The sequence below is a fragment of the Sphingomonas sp. GW821-FHT10F11 genome (assembly GCF_058809095.1).
On the sequence record NZ_JBXASH010000006.1, the window covers coordinates 39,156 to 56,700 of the forward strand.

Here is a 17,545-nt window from a genome sequence, read left to right on the forward strand (position 1 = left end):
CCGACCGGGTAGAGCGGCGGCCATGAGTCGCCTCCTCCCCGCTCTCGCCGCCGTCGCGCTTGCCGCCACTGCTTCCCCCGCCGCCGCCTATTGGGAATATGGCCACCAGACCATCGCCCGGATCGCGCGGGCGAATGTGAAGCCGTCGACCCGGATCGCGGTCGACCGGCTGCTGCGCCAGTCGAAGCTGCTCGGCACGCCGACCTGTCCGGCACGAACGATCGAGGATGCCAGCGTCTGGGCCGATTGCATCAAGACGATCAAGGATCCGGACGGCAAGCGCCCGTTCGATTTCGCCTATAACTGGCACTTCCAGAACGTGAACATCTGCCAACCCTTTGACCTCACCGCGCCGTGCAAGGACGGCAATTGCGTGTCGGCGCAGATCGAGCGTGACGTGAAGCTGCTGCGCGACAAGGCGACGCCAAAGAAGGACCGTGTCCAGGCGCTCGTCTTCCTGATCCATTTCGTCGGCGACCTGCACCAGCCGCTCCATGCCGGCGACAAGGCCGACAAGGGCGGCAACGATGCCAAGGCCGCCTATGGCATCCTCTCGACGCCCCGGCTCAACCTGCATTCGATCTGGGACGGGTATCTCGCCGAGCGCGCTATCTCGGCGCCGCCGCCACTGGTCCGACGGTATTCGGCAGCCGACCGCCGGGAGATGGCGGCGGGCACCGTGACCGACTGGAGCCGCGAGAGCTGGCAGGTCGCGCATGACAGCGTCTATGCCAGCGCGATGAAGGGCGATCCCTGCGCGCCGACGCCGGAACGCTCCATGCTCGACGATGCGACGATCGAGTCACTGGTGCCGGTCGCCCGGCTCGAGGTGGAGCGCGGCGGGCTGCGCCTGGCCAAGCTGCTCGACCAGGCCTTCTCCTAGTCGCGCGATCCCCAGCGCCAGCGCCAGCCGCCGTCAGTCTTGCGCGCGGCGATTGCCGCGAAGGCAGCGATCAGCGCCAGACCGACAATGACCTTCGACACGTTCCCGGGAAGGAACCGGATGTCGAGCAGCAGCGCGGCGCAGAAGCCGAGGGTCAGTGCCCAGCCCTGCCAGGTCACCGGCGTCGCGCCGACGCCGAACAGCTTGGGCGCGAACCAATAGCCCTCGCGCACCTCATACCAGCGCCTGAGTGTCTCCAACGCCATCACTGCCTCCTTCAAGCGAACCGCACCAACAGGCCGAGCCCGATCAACACGAACGAGATCGCGACCAGCCAGGGGAGCCGTGCGCGGGTGGTGAGCATGCCGATCATTCTGTTTCTCCTTCGTCCATGAGTTTGGCCGGCCGCCCGCGTTTCGCGCGGACCGGCGCTTCGAGCTTCACGCCGCGCTTCGACAGCGCTTCGCGGAGCAGGCATTCGAGCTGGGCGTTGACGCTCCTCAGGTCGGCCGCCGCCACGCGCTCGATCGCCGCATAGAGTGCGGGATCGAGACGCAGCGGGAACGCCTTCTTGGGAGGAGCGCTCACGTCCGGCTTACTGGTAGAGCGTGCCGGTGTTGACGACCGGCTGGGTATCGCGCTCGCCGCACAGCACGACCATCAGGTTGGACACCATCGCCGCGCGGCGCTCGTCATCCAACTCGACGACATTCTTCTCCGACAGCATCTCGAGCGCCATCTCGACCATGCCGACCGCGCCCTCGACCAGGGTCTTGCGCGCCGCGACCACCGCCTGGGCCTGTTGCCGGCGAAGCATCGCCCCGGCGATCTCCTGCGCATAAGCGAGGTGGGTGAAGCCGCATTCATCGACGGTGATGCCGGCGACCACCAGCCGCGCGATCAGCTCGGTACGGAGCTCGCCCGAAACCTGGTCGTGATTGCCGCGCAAGGTGACTTCCTGATGCTCGAAATCGTCATAGGGATAGCGCGCGCCGATGGTGCGCACCGCGGCCTCGATCTGGACAATGACGAAGGCCTTGTAATCGTCGATGTCGAACAAAGCCTGGGCGGTGTCGGTCACGCGCCATACCACCTGCGCCGCGATCTCGATCGGATTGCCGCGCAGGTCGTTCACCTTCAGCCGCTCCGAGATCATGTTGTTCGCGCGGAGCGACACTTTCTTCCGGCCGAGCCAGGGCAGCACCCAGCGCAGGCCGGTGTTGCGATCGGTGCCCTTGTACGATCCGAACAGGGTGATCGCCGTCGCCTGGTTGGGCTGCTGCATGTAGAAGCCACACAGGATGAAGACGAAGACGAGCACCGCGATCGTCATGATGATCCCGCCCAAGGCCGGATCGTCCTGCATGAGCGACGCGGCGAACACGCCGGCCACGACGGCGAGCAGCATCAGCAGCAACATGGCGTAGCCGCTCGACGTCGCGGCGGTGCGCTCGCTCGACAGAGTGAGTGCGGTGTTCCTGGCAACCGAATCCGGCATGGAGGCCTCCCGTTAATGTGATATCACATTTATATCGGAATTTGAGTGGCCGCAAGCAGAATCGAAAGCGCCGCCGGATCGCGTGATCCGGCGGCGCCAGCGAAGAGTGCCTGGATCCCGGCCTGCGCCGGAATGGCCCGCGAGCGGACTAGTTGAGGACGATCGTCACCGCGCGGCGGTTCTGAGCCCAGCTCTGCTCGTCCGAGCCGAGCGCGATCGGGCGCTCCTTGCCGTAGCTGATCGTCGAGATGCGAGCCGGGTTGATGCCGCGCGCCGCGAGATAGTTCTTCGCGGCATTGGCGCGGCGATCGCCGAGCGCGAGGTTGTATTCGCGGGTGCCGCGCTCGTCGCAATGCCCCTCGAGGCTGACGGGCACGTTCGGCCATTTGGCGAGCCACGCGGCCTGACTGTCCAGAATTTCGCGGGCGCGGGCATCGATGTCGTATTTGTCGAGCGCGAAGTTGATCGTGTTGCTCGTCACCGACCGTTCGAAATCGGCGCGCGAGCCGGGAACGACAGTGTCCCCGTTACCCGGGTTGTTGCCCATATCCTGGCCAGGTGCTGGTGGAATCTGCTTCGGCTTGGGGCTGCACGCGGCGGTCGCGACGAGCGCGGCGGCAACGATGAGCGTGGTCGTCAGTCTGGCCATCTGGCTTCTCCTTCGATCAAAAGTCGTTTCGTTTGCGCCTCGTTCCACCGGCATCGCCTTATGGTTAACGAGAGTCAACGCCGGGCTCGGCAGTCGTACGAGGCGCGAATTGCTTCAGGGGCGTAACGGTCCCCAGGATGGATCGGATCCATCGAGCGGCGTCGGAATCTTCCGTTCGTTGACGCCCGTCAGGTCGACCGACCATAAATCGGCATTGCCGGCGCCACCGCGATGCGAGCGGAAGAAGGTGAGCACCCGGCCGTTGGGCGACCAGCTCGGCCCCTCATCCTGCCAGTCGTTGGTCAGCAGCCGCTCGCCGCCGCCGCCCGGGTTCATCACACCGATGCGGAAGTCGCCCGAGACCCGGGTGAAGGCGATCAGATCGCCGCGCGGGCTCCACGCCGGCGTCGCGTAACGTCCTCCGCCGAAACTGATTCGTTGCTGGTTCGACCCGTCGGCGTTCATCACATAGATCTGCTGGCTGCCCGAGCGATCGCTCTCGAAGGCGATCTTGCTGCCGTCGGGCGAATAGCTGCCGCCGGTATCGATGCCCGGCGCATTGGTCAGGCGCTGCGGCGAGCCGCCCGAGGTCTGGACCCGGTAGATATCGGTGTTGCCCGCGACCGCCATGGAGAAGACGATCCAGCGTCCGTCCGGCGAGAAGCGCGGGGCGAAGGTGAGGCTGGGATTGTTGACCAGCAGGCGCTGCCGGGCTGTCCCAATATCGTACACATAGATTGCCGGGCGGTCGTTCAGATAGCTCATATAGACGATCGACCGCTGATCCGGCGAGAAGCGCGGGGTCAGCACGGTCGACTGGCCGTTGGTCAGAAAGCGGTGATTCGCCCCGTCCTGATCCATGATCGCGAGCCGCTTGAAACGCTTCGCCTTGGGCCCCGTTTCGGAGACATAGACGATGCGGCTGTCGAAATAGGGGCCTTCGCCGGTCAGCCTCTGATAGACCATGTCGGCGCATTTATGCCCCGCGCGGCGCCAGTCGCCGGGCGAGACGACGAAGCCCTGCCGGGTCAGCTCGCTGCGTGCGAACACGTCGTAGAGATAGCAGCCGACCGTCAGCGTGCCGTCGCCATTGGCGCGGACGAAGCCCTGGACGAGCGTCTGCGCCCCGGCCCCACCCCAATATTCGAACGAAGGCGCGGTGACCTCGGGGAAGGCGACGCCCTTCAGCCCGGTCGGCGGGACGGGCTTGAACAGGCCGCTGTTCTTCAGGTCGTTGGTGACGATCTGCGCGAGGTCCCGGCCGAGCTTGTCGGTCGGGCCCGCGGGCGTGTTCACCACCGCGGAGGTCGGCATCACCGGGATCGCGATGCCGAGCGGCGCGGAGGTGCCGCCGACCACGTCGACGACCAGGCCGCCATCCTGCGTCGGCGTCGGCTGGGTCTGCGTCACCGGGGGCGGCGCGACAGGGGCATCCTGCGCATGGGCGGCGAGCGGCACCAGCATGGCGAGGGCGGCGGCCAGCAGGCCGATAGGGGAAGATGTCATCATGGTCCTCATCCCGGAAGTTTGTAGCGCAGGCTGAAGACACTCCAGCCATTGGGCACGTCGTAAAGTTCCACCGGCAGGCCGCGCAGCGGCGCGCATCCCTTGAAGGTGGCGATAGCGTTGTCGTCGACCCGGTCCTGGTATCGGCCATTCTCGGCATCGATGCCGCTATGGCCTATCACCTGCGGATTACCGATCAGCGACCCGTCGCGATTCATCCGTAGCCGGATCGTCACGATGATGCGCTCGGCGCCCGGGCCCGGCTTGACCTGCCGGTCGGCGCAGGGCTGCACCTGGCGGCGGATCGCCGAGCCGATATCGGCGGCCGCCTGCTGGCTCATCACCGGCGCCTGCGGCGTCACCGATTTGCTGGTCGACGGCTTGTCGGACAGGCCCTTCAGGAAATCGTCGCCGAGGCGATTGCCGCGCGCGCGCTTCCTGTCCGAGGCGGGATCATTGCCGGTCCCGGCGACGGCCGATGGCTTCTTGCCGGTCGGCGCGGCGTCGCGCGTGGGTGGTTTCTTCGACTTGTCGGGGGTCGGCGCGACTGGTTTCTTCGGCTCGGGCACCGCATTGGGCGCGGGCTTGGGCGGCGGCGCTGCCTTGGGCTGGGGCTTGGGCGGCGCGGGATCGGGCTGGGCCTCTTCCTTCGGCGCGGGCGGCGCTGCGTCCTCGGGCGGGCCCTGGTCGGGCGCTTTCGATTCGGCTGGTGGCGTGATCGCCTGCGGGGCCTTGGCAACCAGGCCGACCTCGTCGACCAGCGACACGTCGATCGGCGCCTGTTTCAACTTCTCGGGATTGGGCGTGGCGAGGAAGCCGACCGAGAGCAGCCCGAACAGCACGGCATGGCCGACCAGCGCGACACCCAGCGCGATCGCTTCGGAGCGCCGCATCGCGCCTATCCTGCCAGCCGGGCTGAGGTCATTTGCCGTCGTCGCCAACCGTCACCAGCGCAACTCGGTTCAGCCCCGCGCGGTTGAGTTCGCCCATCACCCGCATCACGCGGCCATAATCGAGGCTCTTGTCGGCGCGCAGGAAGACCTGCGGCGGTTGCCCGCCTTCGGTTTTTGTCGCGAGCTGCTGCAGCACATCGGGCAATATGTCCTGGCTGACCTCGTCCTGGTCGACATGGATCTTGCCATCGGCCTCCATCGAGATCTGGACCGGCTTCTGATCCTGGTCGAGCGGCTTGGCGCGGCTGTCGGGCAGGTTCACCGGCACGCCCGCGGTCAGGAGCGGCGCCGTCACCATGAAGATGATCAGCAGCACCAGCATCACGTCGACCAGCGGCGTGACGTTGATTTCCGCCATCGGCGCTCGCCGGCCGCGGCTGCGCTGCGAGGGAAGCTGCATCGCCATCTAGAGCTTCCGCCCGTCCGTCTCGAGCTGGCGGCTCAAGGTCGCGTGGAAGCCGTCGGCGAAGCGGTTGAGCCGTGCCTCGATCCGGTTGATGCCGTGGCTGAAGCGGTTGTAGGCGATCACCGCGGGGATGGCGGCGAACAAGCCGATTGCCGTCGCGAACAGTGCCTCGGCGATGCCCGGTGCAACCACGGCAAGCGAGGTGTTCTGTGCCGAGGCGATGCCGGTGAAGCTGCGCATGATGCCCCAGACCGTGCCGAACAGGCCGACGAACGGCGCGACCGCGCCGACGGTGGCGAGGATGTTCAGCCGGTCCGACAGCTTGTCGATCTCGCTGGCGACCATCGATCCCATCGCGGTCGCGAGCCGCTCGCGCGTGCCCTCGCGGTCGATCGCGCCGCTGGCGGTCGATCGGCGCCATTCCTTGACGCCGGCCGAGAAGACCCGGGCGATCGGCAGGTCGCTGTCGCCCTGGATTCGGTGAAAGGCGTCGACGTCCTCGGCCTTCCAGAAATCGCGCTCGAACTTGTCGATCTTGCGGCGCGTGCCGCCGATCCGGCGCCAGAAGGTCAGGATGATCGCCCAGGTCCAGATGCTGGCGATCAACAGTCCCAGCATCACCACCTTCACCACCAAATCGGCCTGGAGGAAAAGCGCGATCGGCGACATCGTCGCTGCATCGGTATTGAAGAACAAATTGCTCACGCGTCCTGGTCCCCTTGGTCAACGAGGCGCTGAAATGCCTCGACCCATGCTCTTGGTTGCCGTTTCGGCTTGCCCGATACCCCGACCAGTGCCGCGGTCACGTCCGCTTCGGTCAGTATCTCAGCACCGCGCATGACTCTCTGATGAATATCGACCGATGCGGCGCGCACCTGTCTCAATCTGGTCACCACGATCAGCGCATCGTCGAGCCGGGCAGGGCGGCGATAGCGGATCGCGAGTTCGCTGACGGCATAAGCGCCCTCGCCCGCCTCCTGCGCCGCGCGCTGGTCGATCCCGGCGAGCCGGAGCATGTCCGACCGGGCGCGTTCCATGTAGCGCAGATAGTTGGCGTGATAGACCACGCCCGACAGATCGGTGTCCTCGAAATAGACGCGAACCGGGAATCGATGCTCGATCCCGTCGAAGCGGCCTTCGACCGGTTGATCCTGTTGCGGTGCCGTCATGTCCCATCGTCCTAACCGAGCGATTCACCGGAAGGAACCCCGTTCGCCGTGCATACAGCACCGCTTGACACTGAAGTAACCCATGGGTTACATGTAACCTCAGAGTTACAAACGGGGATTCGAAATGACCGACCAGACCGATCTTGCCGACCGTATCGCCTGGGGCCGCGCCCGTGCGGCGACCGTGATGGCGGTGGTGTTCGTTGCCGCACAGGCAGGAAGCTTTCCCGACAGCGTGTCGCTCAACCGGCCGCAGACCATCCACCTCGCCGCCTGGATCGTCTGGGCCGCGGCACTCTTGTTCTTCCTCGCCTTCGCCGGCGGCCTGTTGCGCGGTGCACGGGTGCGCGCATTGCTCAACGACGAGACCACGCTCGATCACCGCAAACGGGCGATGGCGCTCGGCTTCTGGGGGGCGATCGGCACCGCCGCGCTCGTTTACGCGATCAGCTTCTACGAACCGATCTCGGCGCGCGAGGGTGCGCGGCTGATCATCACCTTCGCCATCGCGCTGGCCCTGCTGCGCTTCGGCACGCTCGAGCGGCGAGCTTTGAAGGATGGCTGAGGGACTGCTCAACAGCCTGAAGGACGAACGCGCCCGGCTCGGCCTGACCCAGGCCGAGCTCGCCGACCGGGTCGGAGTCAGCCGCAAGACGATCAATACCGTCGAGAACGGCGTGTTCGTGCCCTCCACCACCCTCGCATTGAAACTCGCCCGGGCGCTCGACAAAAGGGTCGAGGACATCTTCCAGCTCGGCCCGGACAATTGATCGGCAAGCCATCTGGACGGCCGCGTACTTTGTTCTAGGTTGCCGCGCATGACCGAACCCGCCCTCAGGATTCGCGGCCTTTCCAAGAGTTTCGACAAACCGGTGATCACCGGCCTCGACCTGGAGATCGGCGCGGGCCAGCTTTACGCCCTGCTCGGCCCGAACGGCGCCGGCAAGACGACCACCTTGCGCATGGTGACCGGCCTGACCCGGCCGGACGCCGGCACGATCCATATCTACGGGATCAGCGCACGGCAGCACCCCAATGAAGCCAAGGCGATCACGGCGTGGCTGCCCGACGAGCCGATGCTCTACGACAAGCTGACGCCGAGCGAGTATCTCGCCTTTGTCGCCGGGCTGTGGCGGATGGACCCGGTGGTCGCGGCGGAAGAGGCCGACCGGCTGCTCCACTGGCTCGATCTGTGGGACGAGCGCGACACGCGGTGCGAGGGCTTCTCGCGCGGCATGAAGCAGAAGGTCGCGCTGGCCGGCGCGCTGATCCACGACCCCAAGCTGCTGATCCTCGACGAGCCGCTGACCGGGCTCGACGCCGCCATGGCGCGCGCGGTGAAGGACGCATTGCGGGCGCAGGTCGATGCGGGGAAGACGGTGATCGTCACCACGCATATCCTGGAAGTGGCGGAGCGCATGGCCGACCGGATCGGCATCATCGCCGGCGGCAAGCTGCTCGCCGAAGGGACGCTCGAAGAGCTGCGGACCAGCGCGGGCACCGAGGGCCAGACGCTGGAGGATACCTTCATCCGCCTGACGAGCGGCGGCTGATGCCGGGATTGATGCGGGGGCTGGGACCGGCGCCGGGCGGCTTCGCCTGGCTTGCGTTGCACGAGATTCGCCTCGGCTGGCGAATGCGGCCGAGGAAGGGCGCCACCCGCTGGATCGGCTATGCGCTGATGCTCGCCTGGCTGGCATTCGGCTGCTTCCTCGGCTGGGTGCTGCGCGACGAACCGATCCCGCCACTGCCCGCGATCATGACCGGCGTGCTCGCCGGCAGCATCGTCGCCTTCAGCTTCATGACCACCCAGGCGATCATCGGCAGCCAGCGCACGCTCTATGAGAATGGCGATCTCGACCTGCTCTTCTCGGCGCCGATCGAGGGGCGGACGGTGCTGCTCGCCAAGCTGCTCGGTATCACCGGCACCATCGCGCTCACCTATGCGGTGTTGCTGCTGACCCTGGTGGTGCCGATCGCGACCTTCGGCCATCCGCAATTGTTCGGGCTGGTCGCCCTGCTCGTCGCGCTCGCGCTGGCGGCTGCGGCGATCGGGCTGGGGATCACGCTCGGCCTCGCAAAGCTGGCGGGGCCGCGGGCGGCGCGCACCGTCGGCCAGATCGCCGCGGCGCTGCTCGGCGGTGCCTTCTTCATCATCTCCCAGCTCGCCAGCCACAGCGACAAGCGCCAGTCGAGCGTATCGATCCTGTTTGAGCGCTTCACCGAAGACGGTGTCGGCAATAGCGGCGTTTCCGGCCTGCCCGGCCATGCTGCGTTCGGCGATCCGATCGCGATCCTCATGCTGCTTGGTACCGGCGTGCTGCTGTTCGCGCTGGCCGGAGTGACGCTGCAGCACATGTTCCTGAGCGGCTATCAGGACGGCGGCACGCGCCTGTCGCGGGCCAAGCCGACCGGGCGGGCGACCAACCGGCTGTTCCATGCCGGCCTGTTCCGGTCGGTCTTCGCCAAGGAATGGCGGCTGCTGGCGCGCGATCCGGCGCTTATCTTCCAGATCCTGCTGCGACTGATCTATCTCGCGCCGATCGTCTTCGTCGCGTTCGGACGGAACAATCATGTGCCGATGGCGCCGGGCCTGGCCTTTGCCAGCGTCCTGCTGGCCGGGCAGCTTGTCGGCAGCTTCGCCTGGCTGACCGTCTCGGCCGAGGATGCGCCCGACCTGATCGCCGTCGCCCCGGTCTCCAAGGTTTCGATCGACCGGGTCAAGCTGATGGCCGCCTTCACCATGGCAGTGCCGATGGGCCTGATCCTGCCGGTGGCGATCGCGCTCCAGTCGCCGCTCGGCGCGCTGGTCACCTTGCTGTGCACCGCGATCGGCGGTGCCGCGGCCGGCTATATCGAGCTCAAGCTGGGCAAACCGGCCCAGCGCAGCGCCTTTGCCAGAAGGCGCTCGGGATCGGTGGTCGGGGGCATCCTGTCGATCATCGTCGCGATGGTTTTCGGCGGGCTTGCCGCGATGGCGGTCTATTTTCTCGGCTGACGCGGGCTGCCTTGCCGGGGTAGCTTCCGGCTTCCGAATCAGTCCCCAGGAGAGAGAAGATGGTCGACCGGCCCACCAACGGCATCACCCCGTTCCTGACGATCCGCGGCAAGCGCGGGCAGGACGCGCTCGATTTCTACACCCGCGCGTTCGGCGCCGAGGTAACCGAGAAGAATTTCGCCGAGGACGGCCAGCGGCTGATGCAGGCAGGGCTGAAGATCAACGGCGGCTGGATGATGCTGTCCGACGAATTCCCCGAATGGCGCGGCTATGACGAGCCCGAGCCCAAGGGGGTGGGGCTTCACCTGCAGGTCGACGATGCCGATGCCTGGGCGGAGCGCGCGGTCGCGGCGGGCGCCACCATCACCATGCCGGTCGACAATCAGTTCTGGGGCGACCGCTATGGCCAGCTCACCGATCCGTTCGGGCATCTCTGGTCGATCGGATCGCCGATCAAGGAATAGCCGGGGAAAATCTCCAACAGCGACTCGGGTTTTCCGCTGTTAGCGCGGTCCCGTTTTTTCTTTCCGCTGTTATGTTGGATTTTCCGGGAGAAATTCTTCTTGTAAGTCAATGACCTGCGACGATTTACCGCTGTTATGCATAACAGCGGTAAATCACCGCCGAATCAGCGGAAAAACGACGTTCGTTCCGCTGTTCCGGCCGCAAAACGCCACCCAAATTTGATCCAACAATAAGAAAGAGCGGCACGGCACACGCATGTCGTGCCGGCCGCCCTACGCTGCACCCAATCGCAGCGACGTTGAATCGATGCAGGCGCGCCTGCGCCATCAGGTCGCCCGCTTCTCCAGCGCATGCGCCGCTTCGGCCATCAGCACGGCGATGATCTCGGCGACGGGCTCTTCCTTCGTCACCATGCCGACCGACTGGCCGGCCATCAGGCTGCCATGCTCGACATCGCCGTCGATCACCGCGCGGCGCAACGCGCCGGCCCAGTAATGCTCGATCTGGAGCTGGGCTTCGGCCATCTCGACCTTGCCCTCGTCGAGCGCTTGCGCGACTTCGCGCTGCTTCGCGGTGAACAGCTCGCCGCCGGCATTCTTCAGCGCACGCACCGGGATGACCGGCAGGCGCGGATCGATCTGCACGCTCGCCACCGCATCGCGGGCCGAGGCGCGCAGGAACGCCTTTTTGAAATTGGGATGCGCGATCGATTCGGTCGCACAGACGAAGCGCGTGCCGAGCTGCACGCCCGCCGCGCCCATGTCGAGATAGCCCGCGATCGCCTCGCCCCGGCCAATGCCGCCGGCGACGAACACCGGAACCTGCTCCGACACCTCAGGCAGGATCTCCTGCGCGAGCACGCTGGTCGAGACCGGGCCGATATGGCCGCCGGCCTCCATGCCTTCGACCACCAGCGCGTCGACGCCCGAGCGGATCAGCTTCTTGGCGAGCGAGAGCGCGGGGGCGAAGCAGATCAGCTTCGCGCCGTTCGCCTTGATCGCGTCGATCGAGCCCGTCGGCGGCAGGCCGCCCGCGAGCACGACATGGCCGACCGCGTGCTTGTTGCAGACCTCGATCAGGTCGAACAGCATCGGGTGCATGGTGATGAGGTTCACGCCGAACGGCTTGTCGGTGAGCTTTTTGGTGCCGGCAATCTCCGCGTCGAGCAGCTCGGGGGTCATCGCGCCGCAGGCGATCAGGCCGAAGCCGCCCGCATTGGAGATGGCGGAGACGAGGTTGCGCTCCGACACCCAGGACATGGCGCCGCACAGGATGGCGGTTTCGGAACCGAGGAATGCGGCACCGCGCGCCATGCGGCGGGCGAGGCGCTCCTCGCCTATGGTGCGGGCGGAGGTAGCAGTGAGGTTTTCGGTCATGCTTGCTTCCTTGCCCTCCCGGCGCTCGTTCGGCAATCGGGACCGACGGACAGACATAGTGGACGACTAAAATCCTTCTTCCGGCGGGAGAAGGTGGCGCGAAGCGCGGATGAGGGTGAATGAGGCTCCGACTCTCGCCGCATCACCCTCACCCTTCCCATCGCTTCGCGATGGGCCCCTTCCCTCTCCCGCTGGGAGAGGGAGATTCCAGAGGGAGTTTACGCGGCGTCCTCAGCATCAAGGCCGTAAGCGGTGTGCAGGACGCGCACCGCAAGCTCGGTATAATCTTCCTCGATCAGCACCGAGACCTTGATCTCGGACGTCGTGATCGCCTGAATGTTGATGCCGCGCTCGCCCAATGTCTTGAACATGGTCGCGGCGACGCCGGCATGGCTGCGCATGCCGACGCCGACCACCGAGATCTTCGCGACGCGGGTGTCGTGGACGAGGCTGGCATAGCCGATATCACCCTGCGCGTTGCCGAGCACTTCGAGGCTGCGGGGGAGATCGGCGCCGGGCACGGTGAAGGTCACGTCGGTCGAGCCGGTCGAATGCGCGACGTTCTGCACGATCATGTCGACATTGATGTTGGCATCGGCCAGCGGGGTGAAGATCGAGGCGACCGCGCCGGGACGATCCGGCACTGCGGTCAGCGTGATCTTCGCTTCGTTCTTGTCGTGCGCGATACCCGTGATGAGCTGGCGTTCCATGTCGTCGATCTCCTCTTCGCCCACGATCATCGTACCGGGCAATGTGTCCGCCATCGGTGCGTCCTCGCCCGTGAAGGACGAGAGCACCTGGACGCGGACCTGTTCCTTCATCGCAAGACCCACCGAGCGCGTCTGGAGCACCTTGGCCCCGACGCTCGCGAGCTCGAGCATTTCCTCATAGGTGACCCGCTTCAGTTTCCGCGCGCGCGGGACGATGCGCGGGTCGGTCGTATAGACGCCGTCGACATCGGTATAGATGTCGCAGCGATCGGCCTTCATCGCGGCCGCCATCGCCACCGCCGACGTATCCGAGCCGCCGCGGCCGAGCGTGGTGACGCGCTCGCCCGAGGCCACGCCCTGGAAGCCGGGGATGACCGCGACCTCGCCCTTCGCCAGCGAGACGTTGAGCGCGGTGGTGTCGATCTCCGCGATGCGCGCCGAACCATGGCCGTCCGAGGTGCGGATCGGCAGCTGCCAGCCGAGCCAGCTGCGCGCCGGCACGCCGATCGCCTGGAGCGCGACCGCGAGCAGGCCGCTGGTGATCTGCTCGCCGGCCGAGACGACCACGTCATATTCGTGCGGATCGTAGAGCGACGAGGCCTCACGGCAGAAATTGACCAGCCGGTCGGTCTCGCCGGCCATGGCCGAGACGACCACCGCGACCTGGTTGCCTGCCTCCACCTCGCGTTTGACGCGCGCGGCGACGCTCCGGATTCGCTCGATCCCGGCCATCGAGGTGCCGCCGAACTTCATCACGATACGAGCCATGGAGGTGCAGAATTCCTTGGGGTGAGCGGGGCGCCCTGATAGGAAGGCCGCATGGTGATGGCAAGCGACCCCGTAACGACGATCGATCCCGACGAAGCAGCGCATTTCGGCGCGATGGCGGCGGAGTGGTGGGACCCCAAGGGGTCGTCGGCGATGCTCCACCGGCTCAACCCGGTGCGACTGGGCTATCTGCGCGAACGGATCGACGCACATTGGGGGCTGGACGAGACGGGCTTCACCCCGCTGGCCGGCAAGACCGCGCTCGATGTCGGGTGCGGCGCGGGGCTGTTGTGCGAGCCGCTGGCGCGGCTGGGCGCGGCGGTGACCGGGATCGACGCGGCGCCGGAGAATATCGCCGCGGCGCATGCCCATGCACAGCTGTCCGGACTGACGATCGATTACCGCACCGGCGGGATCGAAGGGCTGGGCGCGGCGCGCTTCGACCTGGTGACCAGCATGGAAGTGATCGAGCATGTCACCGATCCGGGCGCCTTCATCGCCGGGCTGGCGGGGGCGCTGGCGGACGGGGGCCTGATGGTGCTGTCGACGCCCAATCGCACCGCGCTGTCGCGGCTGGCGCTGATCACGATCGGCGAGGGCACCGGGCAGATCCCCAAGGGGACGCATGACTGGGGGAAATTCCTGACGCCTGAGGAGCTGGTCGCGCTGATCGAGGCGGCGGGGCTGAAGGTTGTCGAGACGCGCGGGTTGAGCTTTTCGGTGGCGAAGAGCTTCGTGATCTCGGACGATTTGAAGCTGGATTATTTCGTGACGGCGGTTCGGGAGTAAACCCTGCCCGTCTCCACGGACTTGTTCCGGGGTCCATCTCTCAACCTGCGAGGACAGTGCTTGCTGCACGATGGATGCCGGAACAAGTCCGGCATGACGGTAGAATAGCTTGGCGCGACGCATCGGCGTATTGACATTGTGGATACAAAATCCATAGTCAGACCCATGCGAGAAGACCGCACCCCTTTTGCGAAGGACGCCGAAGCGGTCGCGCCGCGTGGCGAGACAAAGGGCAGCATCAACCTGCGGATCGATACGGGCACGCGCCAGCTCATCGACGATGCGGCGTCGATCCTCGGCAAGACGCGCACTGAGTTCATGATCGAGAGCGCCCGGGAGCTGGCGATCGACGTGTTGCTCGACCAGCGACTGTTCGCGCTCGATGCCGGTCGCTACGATGCCTTTGTCGAGGCGCTGGACAATCCCCCGGCACCGGGACCGAAACTGCGGTCGCTGTTGCGCCGGGTTCCGGCATGGCAGAAGTAGAAAGCGACCCGGCGCGCTTCAGGCCCGGGCTTTCGGCACCTGTTCCGCTGACCGCCGGGCATGATCTTTCGGCCTTCGATTGCGGCGAGCCGGGGTTGAACCATTGGCTTCGGCACCGGGCGCTCCGGAACGAAAGCCGTTTCTCGCGAAGCTATGTCGTTTGCGAAGGAAACCGGGTCGTCGCCTATTTCTGCCTCTCCGCGGGCGGGGTGGAACGGGCCGCCGCGCCCGCGACGCTCCGGCGCAACGCCCCCGACCCGATTCCCGTATCCATTATCGGACGGCTCGCGGTCGATCGCCATCATGCCGGCAAGGGTATCGGTGCCGACATGCTTTCGGACGCGCTACGCCGGATCGCGGCGGTCGCGCAGGGCATCGGTATCGCCGCGGTGCTGGTCCATGCCAGGGACGATGCCGCGAAGCGATTCTATGCGAGATGCGCCGAGTTCCTCGAAGATCCCGCTGACAGCCGAATCCTGTTCCTGCCGATAGAAACGCTGGTCGCGGCTTTCAGCGAAGAGTGACGGGCCTACAACCCCAGCTTCTTCTCCAGCCACCGCGCCGCTTCCTCGGGCGAGGCCTTGTCGTCGTCGCGGTCGACCATGTAGTTTGCCTCACGCATCGCCTCTACGGGCACGCGCCCGATCAGCGGCGTGACGGCGTCCACGAACGCACGGTCCTTCGCGCGTTTGGGCGAGAGCAGCAGGATCGCATCATAGCCCGGGATCGCGCCCTTCGGGTCGGCCAGCACCGCGAGCTTGTCAGCCGCGATCCGGCCGTCCGAGGAGAAGGCTGGGATGACATCCGCCGTGCCGCTGGTCAGCGCGCGGAACATGAAGGTCGGCTGATAGGGATGCGCTTCCCTGAAGCGCAGACCATAGGCGCGCTTCACTGCCGCCCATTCGGGGCGTTCGAGGAATTCGATATCGGTGGCGAGGCTTAGTTGCGGCGCGATCGGCGCCAGATCGGCGATGCTGTGGATGCCGCGCCGCGCCGCATCCTCGCCGCGCATGGCGAAGGCATAGCTGTTCTCGAAGCCGAGCGCGCCGAGCAGGCGCACGCCGTGGTACCGTTGCGCCCACTCGGCCACACCCTTCACGATCGCGGCGCGGGGCGGCACGTCGGTGCGTTTCATGCCGTTGGTCCAGATCGTGCCGGAATAATCGACATAGATGTCGGTATCGCCGCCCGCGACCGCCGAGAAGGCGACGACCGAGCCGAGCCCCTCGCGATATTCGACGCGGTAGCCCGCTTTCTCCAGCCGGTGGCCGATCACCCGGGCGAGGATATACTGTTCGGAGAAACCCTTGGCGCCGACCACGACGGTCTCCCCGCCCTTCGGCCAGAGCGGCGCTAGCGCGGCAAGGACACCGATCGCGAGGACCGCCGTGGCGATCCACACCCGCAAGGGCCGACGCGCGGCGATGCCGTGTTCGATCACGCCGAGCAGCGCGTCGACCGTCAGCGCCAGCGCCGCCGCGGTGAGGCAGCCGGCAAGGACCAGCGCCCAGTTCTGAGTCTGAAGGCCGGCAAAGATCATGTCGCCGAGGCTCGGCTGACCGACCGTGGTGGAGAGAGTCGCCGCGCCGATCGTCCAGACCGCCGCGGTGCGGATACCGGCCATCAGCACCGGTGCGACCAGAGGCGCCTCGACCAGGCGGAGCTTTTGCCAGGCGGTCATGCCGACACCGTCGGCCGCCTCGATTACGGCGGGATCGATCCCGGCGAGGCCGGTGACGCCGTTCCGCAGGATCGGCAGCAACGCATAGAGCGTCAGCGCGAGTAGCGAGGGCAGGAAGCCGAGCGCCGGGATGCCGCCGCCGACCAGGGTCGAGAGCGAGAGCAGCAGCGGATAGAACAAGGCGAGTAGCGCCAGCGACGGGATGGTCTGGACCAGGCTGGCGAAGCCGAGCGCGATGCGCGCGACGGCAGGGCGGCGGGCGGACCAGATGGCCAGCGGCAGGCTGATGACGAGACCAAGCGCCAGCGCCGAGGCGGCAAGCAGCAGATGCGCGGCGAGCAGATCGGGGACCCGGGAGAGCGCTTCGAAAAAGGGCCTCATGCGCCGCCCTCCAGCGCGTGGAGTCGGCGGGCCTGTTCGCGCGGGACGGCGACCAGGGCATCGGCTTCTGCCCCGCCCTCGCCCGCCAGCAAAGCCCTGGGCGTCGCGTCGGCGACGATCTTTCCGGCGGCCATGACCAGCACGCGGTCGGCGAGCAGCAGTGCCTCGGCCATGTCGTGCGTCACCATGATGGTGGTGAGGCCGAGCCGGTCGTGCAGCGCGCGGATCGCGGCGCCGAGCTGATCGCGCGTCACCGGATCGAGCGCGCCGAACGGCTCGTCCATCAGCATCAGGCCCGGCGCGGTGGCGAGCGCGCGGGCGACGCCGACGCGCTGGCGTTGCCCGCCCGACAGCGCATCGGGCGTGCGCGCGCCGAAATCGCGGGGCAGATCGACCAGGTCGAGCAGATCGGCGACGCGGCCGGCGCGATCCTTCTCGCCCGCGAGGCGCAGGCCGATGCCGATATTCTCGGCGACATTCATGTGCGGGAACAGGCCGATATTCTGGAAGACATAGCCGATCCGGCGACGCAGCGCATTTGGCTCCGCACCCGTCACGTCTTCGCCGGCGATGGCGATCCACCCGGCGCTCGGCTCGATCAGTCGGTTGACCATCTTGAGCAGGGTCGACTTGCCCGATCCCGACGCGCCGACCAGCGCAACGAAGCTGCCGCCGGCAATCTCCAGCGAGACGGAATCGACCGCGACGGTGCCGCCATAGGATTTGGTGACGCCGTCAAAGGCGACCGAAGGACCGGGCGATTGTTCTGGCATCGGCGCAGTTTGTGCGGGAGGATGCCGCGAACGTCAAACGACGACGAAAGGGGC

22 protein-coding genes are annotated in these 17,545 nt (G+C 66.7%); 9 read left to right on the forward strand and 13 right to left on the reverse strand.

Annotated elements, in window-relative coordinates; genetic code table 11:
* Positions 1 to 22: 22 nt before the first annotated feature.
* Positions 23 to 883 carry a S1/P1 nuclease gene (locus AC1RT8_RS17185; RefSeq protein WP_493076892.1) on the forward strand — a complete coding sequence of 287 codons (861 nt, stop codon included), beginning with the start codon at positions 23 to 25 and terminating at the stop codon, positions 881 to 883.
* On the opposite strand, the gene AC1RT8_RS17190 is transcribed toward AC1RT8_RS17185, so the two are convergent.
* The 9 genes from AC1RT8_RS17190 to ybgC all read right to left on the reverse strand — a co-directional run bounded on the left by AC1RT8_RS17190 (position 880) and on the right by ybgC (position 7,064).
* Complete coding sequence (locus AC1RT8_RS17190) at positions 880 to 1,149, reverse strand: hypothetical protein (protein ID WP_493076893.1); 270 nt, start codon at positions 1,147 to 1,149, stop codon at positions 880 to 882. The genes AC1RT8_RS17185 and AC1RT8_RS17190 overlap by 4 nt on opposite strands.
* Positions 1,150 to 1,252: 103 nt before the next feature.
* Positions 1,253 to 1,471, reverse strand: a complete 219-nt coding sequence (locus tag AC1RT8_RS17195; RefSeq protein WP_493076894.1) for a type II toxin-antitoxin system antitoxin — start codon at positions 1,469 to 1,471, stop codon at positions 1,253 to 1,255.
* A gap of 7 nt (positions 1,472 to 1,478) precedes the next feature.
* Positions 1,479 to 2,381 carry an SPFH domain-containing protein gene (locus AC1RT8_RS17200; RefSeq protein ID WP_493076895.1) on the reverse strand — a complete coding sequence of 301 codons (903 nt, stop codon included), beginning with the start codon at positions 2,379 to 2,381 and terminating at the stop codon, positions 1,479 to 1,481.
* 148 nt (positions 2,382 to 2,529) lie between these two features.
* A complete protein-coding gene (gene pal, locus AC1RT8_RS17205) occupies positions 2,530 to 3,030 on the reverse strand; it encodes a peptidoglycan-associated lipoprotein Pal (RefSeq protein ID WP_493076897.1) in 501 nt (166 codons plus the stop codon).
* 114 nt (positions 3,031 to 3,144) lie between these two features.
* Positions 3,145 to 4,539: a Tol-Pal system beta propeller repeat protein TolB gene (tolB, locus tag AC1RT8_RS17210; protein WP_493076898.1), complete on the reverse strand. Its 1,395-nt coding sequence runs from the start codon at positions 4,537 to 4,539 to the stop codon at positions 3,145 to 3,147.
* A gap of 5 nt (positions 4,540 to 4,544) precedes the next feature.
* Positions 4,545 to 5,429: a cell envelope biogenesis protein TolA gene (locus tag AC1RT8_RS17215; protein ID WP_493076900.1), complete on the reverse strand. Its 885-nt coding sequence runs from the start codon at positions 5,427 to 5,429 to the stop codon at positions 4,545 to 4,547.
* 28 nt (positions 5,430 to 5,457) lie between these two features.
* Positions 5,458 to 5,895 (reverse strand): protein TolR, encoded by a 438-nt coding sequence (gene tolR / locus AC1RT8_RS17220; protein WP_493076901.1) that lies wholly within the window; start codon positions 5,893 to 5,895, stop codon positions 5,458 to 5,460.
* Entirely contained in the window at positions 5,896 to 6,564 is a 669-nt protein-coding gene (gene tolQ / locus AC1RT8_RS17225) for a protein TolQ (RefSeq protein ID WP_493077292.1), read from the reverse strand.
* A gap of 32 nt (positions 6,565 to 6,596) precedes the next feature.
* Positions 6,597 to 7,064, reverse strand: coding sequence for a tol-pal system-associated acyl-CoA thioesterase (gene ybgC, locus AC1RT8_RS17230; RefSeq protein WP_493076903.1), 468 nt, complete (start codon positions 7,062 to 7,064; stop codon positions 6,597 to 6,599).
* A gap of 124 nt (positions 7,065 to 7,188) precedes the next feature.
* Here ybgC and AC1RT8_RS17235 point away from each other — a divergent pair, with 124 nt between their 5' ends.
* The 5 genes from AC1RT8_RS17235 to AC1RT8_RS17255 are packed head-to-tail and all read left to right on the forward strand — an operon-like array spanning position 7,189 to position 10,526.
* On the forward strand, positions 7,189 to 7,629 hold the full coding sequence (locus tag AC1RT8_RS17235; RefSeq protein ID WP_493076905.1) for a hypothetical protein: 441 nt from the start codon (positions 7,189 to 7,191) through the stop codon (positions 7,627 to 7,629).
* Complete coding sequence (locus AC1RT8_RS17240; RefSeq protein ID WP_493076907.1) at positions 7,622 to 7,834, forward strand: helix-turn-helix transcriptional regulator; 213 nt, start codon at positions 7,622 to 7,624, stop codon at positions 7,832 to 7,834. Before AC1RT8_RS17235 ends, AC1RT8_RS17240 begins: the two co-directional genes overlap by 8 nt.
* Before the next feature lie 48 nt (positions 7,835 to 7,882).
* Positions 7,883 to 8,617 (forward strand): ABC transporter ATP-binding protein, encoded by a 735-nt coding sequence (locus tag AC1RT8_RS17245; RefSeq protein ID WP_493076908.1) that lies wholly within the window; start codon positions 7,883 to 7,885, stop codon positions 8,615 to 8,617.
* 11 nt (positions 8,618 to 8,628) lie between these two features.
* On the forward strand, positions 8,629 to 10,062 hold the full coding sequence (locus AC1RT8_RS17250) for a hypothetical protein (protein ID WP_493076909.1): 1,434 nt from the start codon (positions 8,629 to 8,631) through the stop codon (positions 10,060 to 10,062).
* Positions 10,063 to 10,121: 59 nt separating this feature from the next.
* The gene (locus AC1RT8_RS17255) at positions 10,122 to 10,526 is read left to right on the forward strand and encodes a VOC family protein (RefSeq protein WP_493076911.1); all 405 of its coding nucleotides are present in this window, start codon (positions 10,122 to 10,124) and stop codon (positions 10,524 to 10,526) included.
* Positions 10,527 to 10,853: 327 nt separating this feature from the next.
* Here the strand turns inward: AC1RT8_RS17255 and AC1RT8_RS17260 are convergent, their stop codons facing one another.
* Positions 10,854 to 11,840, reverse strand: coding sequence for an NAD(P)H-dependent flavin oxidoreductase (locus tag AC1RT8_RS17260; RefSeq protein WP_493077294.1), 987 nt, complete (start codon positions 11,838 to 11,840; stop codon positions 10,854 to 10,856).
* A gap of 281 nt (positions 11,841 to 12,121) precedes the next feature.
* Complete coding sequence (locus AC1RT8_RS17265) at positions 12,122 to 13,381, reverse strand: aspartate kinase (RefSeq protein ID WP_372857261.1); 1,260 nt, start codon at positions 13,379 to 13,381, stop codon at positions 12,122 to 12,124.
* 57 nt (positions 13,382 to 13,438) lie between these two features.
* On the opposite strand from AC1RT8_RS17265, the gene ubiG reads away from it, so the two are divergent.
* The 3 genes from ubiG to AC1RT8_RS17280 all read left to right on the forward strand — a co-directional run bounded on the left by ubiG (position 13,439) and on the right by AC1RT8_RS17280 (position 15,180).
* Positions 13,439 to 14,170, forward strand: coding sequence for a bifunctional 2-polyprenyl-6-hydroxyphenol methylase/3-demethylubiquinol 3-O-methyltransferase UbiG (ubiG, locus tag AC1RT8_RS17270; RefSeq protein ID WP_493077296.1), 732 nt, complete (start codon positions 13,439 to 13,441; stop codon positions 14,168 to 14,170).
* A gap of 165 nt (positions 14,171 to 14,335) precedes the next feature.
* Entirely contained in the window at positions 14,336 to 14,656 is a 321-nt protein-coding gene (locus tag AC1RT8_RS17275; protein WP_493076912.1) for a type II toxin-antitoxin system TacA family antitoxin, read from the forward strand.
* Positions 14,644 to 15,180: a GNAT family N-acetyltransferase gene (locus AC1RT8_RS17280; protein WP_493076913.1), complete on the forward strand. Its 537-nt coding sequence runs from the start codon at positions 14,644 to 14,646 to the stop codon at positions 15,178 to 15,180. The genes AC1RT8_RS17275 and AC1RT8_RS17280 overlap by 13 nt, the downstream gene beginning before the upstream one ends.
* A 5-nt stretch (positions 15,181 to 15,185) precedes the next feature.
* On the opposite strand, the gene AC1RT8_RS17285 is transcribed toward AC1RT8_RS17280, so the two are convergent.
* Both AC1RT8_RS17285 and AC1RT8_RS17290 read right to left on the reverse strand, forming a co-directional pair.
* Positions 15,186 to 16,718, reverse strand: coding sequence for an ABC transporter permease/substrate-binding protein (locus AC1RT8_RS17285; RefSeq protein WP_493076914.1), 1,533 nt, complete (start codon positions 16,716 to 16,718; stop codon positions 15,186 to 15,188).
* Positions 16,715 to 17,491 (reverse strand): ATP-binding cassette domain-containing protein, encoded by a 777-nt coding sequence (locus AC1RT8_RS17290; protein ID WP_493076916.1) that lies wholly within the window; start codon positions 17,489 to 17,491, stop codon positions 16,715 to 16,717. The genes AC1RT8_RS17285 and AC1RT8_RS17290 overlap by 4 nt, the downstream gene beginning before the upstream one ends.
* Positions 17,492 to 17,545: the final 54 nt, after the last annotated feature.

What these genes read in the sequence shown, in the direction of transcription:
- AC1RT8_RS17185 (WP_493076892.1), top strand. Translation starts at nt 23, where the DNA reads ATGAGTCGCCTCCTCCCCGCTCTCGCCGCCGTCGCGCTTGCCGCCACT.
- AC1RT8_RS17190 (WP_493076893.1), bottom strand. Translation starts at nt 1,149, where the DNA reads ATGGCGTTGGAGACACTCAGGCGCTGGTATGAGGTGCGCGAGGGCTAT.
- AC1RT8_RS17200 (WP_493076895.1), bottom strand. Translation starts at nt 2,381, where the DNA reads ATGCCGGATTCGGTTGCCAGGAACACCGCACTCACTCTGTCGAGCGAG.
- pal (WP_493076897.1), bottom strand. Translation starts at nt 3,030, where the DNA reads ATGGCCAGACTGACGACCACGCTCATCGTTGCCGCCGCGCTCGTCGCG.
- tolB (WP_493076898.1), bottom strand. Translation starts at nt 4,539, where the DNA reads ATGATGACATCTTCCCCTATCGGCCTGCTGGCCGCCGCCCTCGCCATG.
- AC1RT8_RS17215 (WP_493076900.1), bottom strand. Translation starts at nt 5,429, where the DNA reads ATGCGGCGCTCCGAAGCGATCGCGCTGGGTGTCGCGCTGGTCGGCCAT.
- tolR (WP_493076901.1), bottom strand. Translation starts at nt 5,895, where the DNA reads ATGGCGATGCAGCTTCCCTCGCAGCGCAGCCGCGGCCGGCGAGCGCCG.
- tolQ (WP_493077292.1), bottom strand. Translation starts at nt 6,564, where the DNA reads ATGTCGCCGATCGCGCTTTTCCTCCAGGCCGATTTGGTGGTGAAGGTG.
- ybgC (WP_493076903.1), bottom strand. Translation starts at nt 7,064, where the DNA reads ATGACGGCACCGCAACAGGATCAACCGGTCGAAGGCCGCTTCGACGGG.
- AC1RT8_RS17235 (WP_493076905.1), top strand. Translation starts at nt 7,189, where the DNA reads ATGACCGACCAGACCGATCTTGCCGACCGTATCGCCTGGGGCCGCGCC.
- AC1RT8_RS17240 (WP_493076907.1), top strand. Translation starts at nt 7,622, where the DNA reads ATGGCTGAGGGACTGCTCAACAGCCTGAAGGACGAACGCGCCCGGCTC.
- AC1RT8_RS17245 (WP_493076908.1), top strand. Translation starts at nt 7,883, where the DNA reads ATGACCGAACCCGCCCTCAGGATTCGCGGCCTTTCCAAGAGTTTCGAC.
- AC1RT8_RS17250 (WP_493076909.1), top strand. Translation starts at nt 8,629, where the DNA reads ATGCGGGGGCTGGGACCGGCGCCGGGCGGCTTCGCCTGGCTTGCGTTG.
- AC1RT8_RS17255 (WP_493076911.1), top strand. Translation starts at nt 10,122, where the DNA reads ATGGTCGACCGGCCCACCAACGGCATCACCCCGTTCCTGACGATCCGC.
- AC1RT8_RS17260 (WP_493077294.1), bottom strand. Translation starts at nt 11,840, where the DNA reads ATGGCGCGCGGTGCCGCATTCCTCGGTTCCGAAACCGCCATCCTGTGC.
- AC1RT8_RS17265 (WP_372857261.1), bottom strand. Translation starts at nt 13,381, where the DNA reads ATGGCTCGTATCGTGATGAAGTTCGGCGGCACCTCGATGGCCGGGATC.
- ubiG (WP_493077296.1), top strand. Translation starts at nt 13,439, where the DNA reads ATGGCAAGCGACCCCGTAACGACGATCGATCCCGACGAAGCAGCGCAT.
- AC1RT8_RS17275 (WP_493076912.1), top strand. Translation starts at nt 14,336, where the DNA reads ATGCGAGAAGACCGCACCCCTTTTGCGAAGGACGCCGAAGCGGTCGCG.
- AC1RT8_RS17280 (WP_493076913.1), top strand. Translation starts at nt 14,644, where the DNA reads ATGGCAGAAGTAGAAAGCGACCCGGCGCGCTTCAGGCCCGGGCTTTCG.
- AC1RT8_RS17285 (WP_493076914.1), bottom strand. Translation starts at nt 16,718, where the DNA reads ATGAGGCCCTTTTTCGAAGCGCTCTCCCGGGTCCCCGATCTGCTCGCC.
- AC1RT8_RS17290 (WP_493076916.1), bottom strand. Translation starts at nt 17,491, where the DNA reads ATGCCAGAACAATCGCCCGGTCCTTCGGTCGCCTTTGACGGCGTCACC.